Below are 5,165 nucleotides of genomic sequence, written 5' to 3'. Positions count from 1 at the left end.
GGGCATTTTGACCGCTAGACCGACCGTTGAAGGGACAGCTTACGAGACCGCTGACGACCCGCTGACGATCGGTTCCGGGTGCTGAAGACTGGTCGCTGGTGCTGGTGGTCGGGGGCTTTGGTGGGGCTGGTAATTATTCCTTCCTTCTTAGAAGTTTGGGCATTTGGAACCACGGGTCTTTCGGCAGGAAGTCCTCCACATGCTGAATAGCAAGCTCCTCCATTTCATGAAACTGCCCATCCGCGCTGGCAATCTCACGCAACAGGGAGACGACTTTATCACGAACCTTCTTGTGGTTGCAGTCCTTGCTTTCCAACGTGAATTTTCGCAGTGCTTCGGTAAGTTGTTGCAGTGTCAATTCGTCCAACTTGACCCGAAAAACATCGAGAGCAGCGTCCACGAACTGCTCATCGTAACCCCAATCATCGACAAAGTATGAGCGGATCACCTCAAGTTCTTCGTCGGTTATGTTTCCGTCGGCAGCAGCAACCTTCAACGTAAGAGGAGCGAGTAAGTCAAACAGTCCCACGGCCAAAACATCAAGCGGCGTGTTTATGAACTTCGGAATGACTTCTACACGCTCATCATCGAGCCCCTTCATCAGCCGAATTATCCCGTAGTAGGCCCCACCGGAAACGACACTGGCCGCTATAATCCATCCGATCGGAGTAACTGCGGCTGCGATTCCGAAAAACCCAAGAATACTCGTTGCTGTCGTTCCAAAAAACGTAGAGGCGACAGTAGCTGATCCGGCAACCCCAGCTCCCGCTGCAGATGCCCCCGCGATGTCCCAAAGTTCAAAGGCAGCGTTTCGGAGGGTCAATGTCTGATAAGCTTTGTCCCCGATCTCTAAGCGCGCTTTGAACCGAAGTGGGTCAGCAATCACACGTTCAGTTGAATTCAACGCGGCTCGCGAAATGGCGTCAGACGGGTCAATCATTTTTCTGTCCATAATTGTTCCGGCTCCAAGACTTAGGATTTCAGTGGTTCGAAACGCGCTAAATATGTTCGAATACTTCGTTCAGCAGCTTTGTCTGCAATGTCCACGGCAACGCCCACTGTCATTCCAAAAACAACTAAAAGCGGAGTTATGACTGGTCCGAGCACCCACCCGATAATCGGGATCGAACTGACAAGTGTTCCGGCTATCGCTCCGAAGACAACTCCAAAGCTTGTGTTCGGATAGGTTTTGATGACTTCAAAAACCGTCTCAAGAATTTTTTGCCCGATTTTGACGACCGTCTCCCCCACGCGGATTACTTTCGTCGCAACCTGAAACAGAAGTACCTTTGCATCTGCCGACACTGCTAAATTGTCGATCCTTGCCTTCAGTTCTCCAGACGATAAGCCCAATGTTGCCATTGATTGGAGTTCTTCAACTGAAACATCGGATATTTCCTGAGCGACCGCCTCTCCAGTATCACTTGCTATTCCGCTAACCTTCATTGCAAACCTCTAATCTCAACTACGTAAGCAGCTATAATATCGGTATTTTCCATCACATTCTCACCGCGTAATTTCGAAGCGGCAAGAAAAAATATCAAAGTGAGCACCCCCGGCAACCCGCAAAGGGCCGCCGAGGGTTCTGTCTATGAGGGTGGCCTTCGGTTGACGACATAGTCAGCCAGCCACTGCCAGTAGGCTTCAGCATCAGGAAACCCCTGAGCTTGAGCAGCCAGATCTTCCGCTGCCTTACGGGTGCACCCGCCATCGTATTCAGCAATAGCAGCTCGTTCCTCAAACGCGTCAATGTCAGGGAAAGTCACGCCGGAAGCCGTATCTGGTCCACGATTGACCGACGTTGCTCCTCACTGATGCCAGCCGAGTAAATCCCGTAGGTGATCCCGTTCTCCGACCGTGCCGATTGGTGACCGACCAGAGAAGCTGTGAAGTGCTCAGGAACTCCTGTCCGCTCACATTGGGTGATGAACCACTTGCGGGTCGAGTGAAACACCAGACCCGGTCTCTCCAGATTCAGCCTTCGCCGTAGTCTCGCAAACCCCTTGGTGACGTGCGCCACGGTCAGGTCAGGGAACAGAGGGCCATGGCCAGGCAGTTGCCGGAAGGTCTCATCCAGCACCGGGTGAACCGGAACCAGTCTCTCCGCCGCGTCAGTCTTCAACAGCCGCAGTCGGTTAGGTCGAACATGAACGAAGCAGCCGAGATTGCCCTTGGCCACGAGGTCTTCCCGGAGCAGCCCGACCGCTTCTCCCGCTCGCATCCCTGACAGTAGACAGGTCAGCAGAACCGGATGTAACTCCCGGTCTTTGGCTCCCAGCAGCCGCACGACTTCCTCATCAGTCGGGACGGCATAGGGTTGAGGACGCACCTTCCGGTCGAAGAGAACAGTTCGGAAAGGATTGACCTCCAGATGCCCCTCATAGACCACCCAGTCGAGGAAGTGATTGACCTGCGACCAGATACGTCTCTGGGTTCTGGCCGTAATAGTCACCGACCCACGAGACGAGTACGCGACTAGCTGGTCCAGAGTTAGCCCCCGTGTTCGTTCTGACTTACCGATCATTGGAGACAGTTGGGCAATTGCGGACAGGAACTCTCGCCCTTCCACTCTGGTCAGGCTGCAAACCGGCTGGTCACCGTATCGGCTAGCGAATAACCCAACAGAGTATCGGACCGATTTGAACCCGCTGGGTCGTAGCTCGTTACTGCGCTTGTTCAGATAGGCCCGGCTCAGGTCACGAACCGGTACTTTCACTGGCGCTGATGGTCTGGCAAAGCTGGACCGCTCCAGATTGCACCCAGAATCCTCCAGAGTGGCCCGGAGACGGACGAGATACGACTCTGGCTGATCAACCCAATCAGGAACGTCAGCGGTGCTCTCTGGGGCAGACAGTGACTCCTCTGCCTTGCACCGAACCTGTTCCACTAGTGTCTCGAACCGCGCATTGACTTCAGCGGCACGGACGCGGGCGGTGTTGCGGTCACTGGTCTTGAGGCTCTGCTTCAGCGCCTGAGCGCCCAGCGCGAGAGCCACGTCAACGGGATAGTTACGTCTATAGAGCCACGTATGGCCCTTCAGATAGGCATAGCGAATGTGAGCAGACATCAATCTCCTCCTTTCAGATTTGGAATGTGGGATGGGATCAGTTGGTTGAGACGAGTCTAACGATCATCTCGAGGGCCGGTTCGCCGTAGGACCCAGCCAGAGGGCCGGTGACAGCAAAGCCGGTCACGCAATCTTCAAACACCTCTTCCACGCGGAACAGATGTTCAGGGACGTCATCGAAGGCGCGGATGACCACAACGTCACCTGGGGTCAGCTCCAGCTCAGTCATGGTTGGACCTCCACGTCCAGAGGACCGCCAGCAGAACCAGCGCCGCGACAGCGGGATGAGACCGAGAGACCACCCAGAGCATCGTCGTCAGGACGGCCTTGGGTGGTGGGCGCAAAAGAAAACCCCCGACGAGAACGCCGAGGGCAGACAGGTACTTCATGGATCAAACTCCTGCAGTTGCTTCTTTATTTAGATGCAGGAAGTTGCTCGGTTTTGACGGGCGCGGACATTCAGGTTTATTGCGGGAATGACCGAGTTGCGGGACAAACCCGCCCGAAGCTAATGCAGCGAAATTGGCCTCAATGCGACCGCTTACTTTCGAAGCCTGTCGCGGCATTGCAACGCGATTTATCCGGAAGCGGTCGTTGAAAGCGGCTGACAGCACGGTAAACGGAACCGGTCGTTCGTGGCTTCAAGCCCGTTATCGAAATGATAAGGCGAATAAATTCGTAGACGCAAAAAACTTTTCGCGACGTTCGGTAACTGTCTTGCAGCCACTAAAGCGGTTGCACAGTCATAGCAATTAGTCTGTTTAAACGTTTATTTGAAGTATATTTGACGAAATTCGGCCGGAGTAACTCCCATTCGCTTTTTGAAGAATCTGGTGAAATCACCGGGGTATCCGTAACCCAGTTCCAATGCAGTTTCGGTGATACTGCAGTTGTCTTGCAAAAGCAGTTTTGTCGCGAGGTTTAGACGAGCATCCGCCAGGAGACGAGCATGACTCGTTCCATGCTCAGCCAAGATGCGCCGATATGTTCGCGTACTGATGCCGAAGGCTTTGGCTACTCGGTCGGATAGACTGTCCGTTGTCGACAACGTCAAAAATGTCGAAAGGCAACTAATGATTGATTGTCTCAGATTGGAGTCAATCGAAAGCGGTTCTTCATCGAGAACGGTCCTGCTGGTTGGAGAAAGCGTGAAGTTTCGGTCAACGATACCTATCAGATCGAAAGCAATACCAAAGTGATCTTTTGATTGGACCACAGGAATGTGGCGAAGCTCGTCATGCAACTCGACCTTTTCTGGAAACATGGGTAGGGCCAGCGCGACTGGGAGCACGCTGCAGCCGAGTACGCGCCGGGTTGCGAGTTGCATTATAGCCAGATTGTATTGAAGCGTGGGCCATTCATCCGACCAATCCGTCGCGGCCGTGGTTCGCATAATCCAAAAACGATCGCCCTGCCTATGACAGAAAAAGCGTGCTCCTGATATAAAACTGTTGAACTTCTCGGTCAGGTGATTCAGCCCTTCGAAATTCGTTAAGCCGCAGGGAAGCGGGATGCCAACGACTGAATGCGTCTGCCTGTTTTCTTCTGGGTCAAGCTCGAGACTTCTGAACAAAAAGCTTTGTTCGCCTACCTTTTGCTGGAGAAGGGCAAGAAAAAACTCGACCGCATGCAGCGGCACAATACCCGCTGGGTTCTCAACGATACTTGGTGGCAGCCCGGCGCGGTCAGCGATACGTTCCAAGGTGTACAGTGACAAATCTGATGCACTGATGGCCGGTTTGATAGCCTGCGCGATAACGAGGTTCAGGTTCGCCATGTCTTCTCTCTCAACAGCCCAAAAAGAACTCCGCCCTAGGTAAGAGCAGGCGTAAACACCTCCGTCTCTTGGCCGGAAAAGCTAAGCGCAATCACGGCTAACCTGTCAAACTAAACCAGGATTTACGTTTTGGGAGGACACAAATGAGATTGCCCGAATTATTACAATTCGCTCGCCGACCGTTGTCCGGAGTGATTATTGGAATTGGCTTAACAGTCTCCGCTACAGCTGTCGTAGCTCAGGACGCTCCTCCAAACGTCCTGATCATCTGGGGCGACGACGTCGGATATTGGAACATCAGTGCCTACAATCAGGGCATGA

7 protein-coding genes are annotated in these 5,165 nt (G+C 53.4%); all 7 read right to left on the bottom strand.

Translation table 11 applies throughout. The annotated features are described in order from the left end of the window. Positions 1–133: 133 nt before the first annotated feature. The 7 genes from GS630_RS22230 to GS630_RS22200 all read right to left on the bottom strand — a co-directional run bounded on the left by GS630_RS22230 (position 134) and on the right by GS630_RS22200 (position 4,844). Positions 134–952 carry a TerB family tellurite resistance protein gene (locus GS630_RS22230; protein ID WP_171621559.1) on the bottom strand — a complete coding sequence of 273 codons (819 nt, stop codon included), beginning with the start codon at positions 950–952 and terminating at the stop codon, positions 134–136. 20 nt (positions 953–972) lie between these two features. Continuing rightward, positions 973–1,446: a hypothetical protein gene (locus GS630_RS22225; RefSeq protein ID WP_171621560.1), complete on the bottom strand. Its 474-nt coding sequence runs from the start codon at positions 1,444–1,446 to the stop codon at positions 973–975. Positions 1,447–1,589: 143 nt separating this feature from the next. After that, positions 1,590–1,766 carry a hypothetical protein gene (locus tag GS630_RS22220; RefSeq protein ID WP_171621561.1) on the bottom strand — a complete coding sequence of 59 codons (177 nt, stop codon included), beginning with the start codon at positions 1,764–1,766 and terminating at the stop codon, positions 1,590–1,592. Beyond that, a complete protein-coding gene (locus tag GS630_RS22215) occupies positions 1,763–3,067 on the bottom strand; it encodes a DUF6538 domain-containing protein (protein WP_171656732.1) in 1,305 nt (434 codons plus the stop codon). Before GS630_RS22215 ends, GS630_RS22220 begins: the two co-directional genes overlap by 4 nt. Positions 3,068–3,104: 37 nt before the next feature. Next, positions 3,105–3,296 (bottom strand): hypothetical protein, encoded by a 192-nt coding sequence (locus GS630_RS22210; RefSeq protein WP_171656733.1) that lies wholly within the window; start codon positions 3,294–3,296, stop codon positions 3,105–3,107. Then, complete coding sequence (locus GS630_RS22205; protein ID WP_171656734.1) at positions 3,289–3,456, bottom strand: hypothetical protein; 168 nt, start codon at positions 3,454–3,456, stop codon at positions 3,289–3,291. Before GS630_RS22205 ends, GS630_RS22210 begins: the two co-directional genes overlap by 8 nt. A 380-nt stretch (positions 3,457–3,836) precedes the next feature. Then, positions 3,837–4,844: a helix-turn-helix transcriptional regulator gene (locus GS630_RS22200; protein ID WP_171621566.1), complete on the bottom strand. Its 1,008-nt coding sequence runs from the start codon at positions 4,842–4,844 to the stop codon at positions 3,837–3,839. Between the last annotated feature and the right edge of the window lie 321 nt (positions 4,845–5,165).

Origin of the sequence: Ruegeria sp. HKCCD7303 (genome assembly GCF_013111185.1) — a bacterium.
Taxonomy (GTDB): Bacteria; Pseudomonadota; Alphaproteobacteria; order Rhodobacterales; family Rhodobacteraceae; genus Ruegeria.
The sequence above is the reverse complement of the archived record's forward strand: the minus strand, read 5'-3'. Positions and strand labels throughout refer to the sequence as shown.

Excerpts from the sequence above, each read along its gene's own strand:
- GS630_RS22230 (WP_171621559.1), bottom strand. The coding sequence starts at position 952 with ATGGACAGAAAAATGATTGACCCGTCTGACGCCATTTCGCGAGCCGCG.
- GS630_RS22225 (WP_171621560.1), bottom strand. The coding sequence starts at position 1,446 with ATGAAGGTTAGCGGAATAGCAAGTGATACTGGAGAGGCGGTCGCTCAG.
- GS630_RS22215 (WP_171656732.1), bottom strand. The coding sequence starts at position 3,067 with ATGTCTGCTCACATTCGCTATGCCTATCTGAAGGGCCATACGTGGCTC.
- GS630_RS22210 (WP_171656733.1), bottom strand. The coding sequence starts at position 3,296 with ATGACTGAGCTGGAGCTGACCCCAGGTGACGTTGTGGTCATCCGCGCC.
- GS630_RS22205 (WP_171656734.1), bottom strand. The coding sequence starts at position 3,456 with ATGAAGTACCTGTCTGCCCTCGGCGTTCTCGTCGGGGGTTTTCTTTTG.
- GS630_RS22200 (WP_171621566.1), bottom strand. The coding sequence starts at position 4,844 with ATGGCGAACCTGAACCTCGTTATCGCGCAGGCTATCAAACCGGCCATC.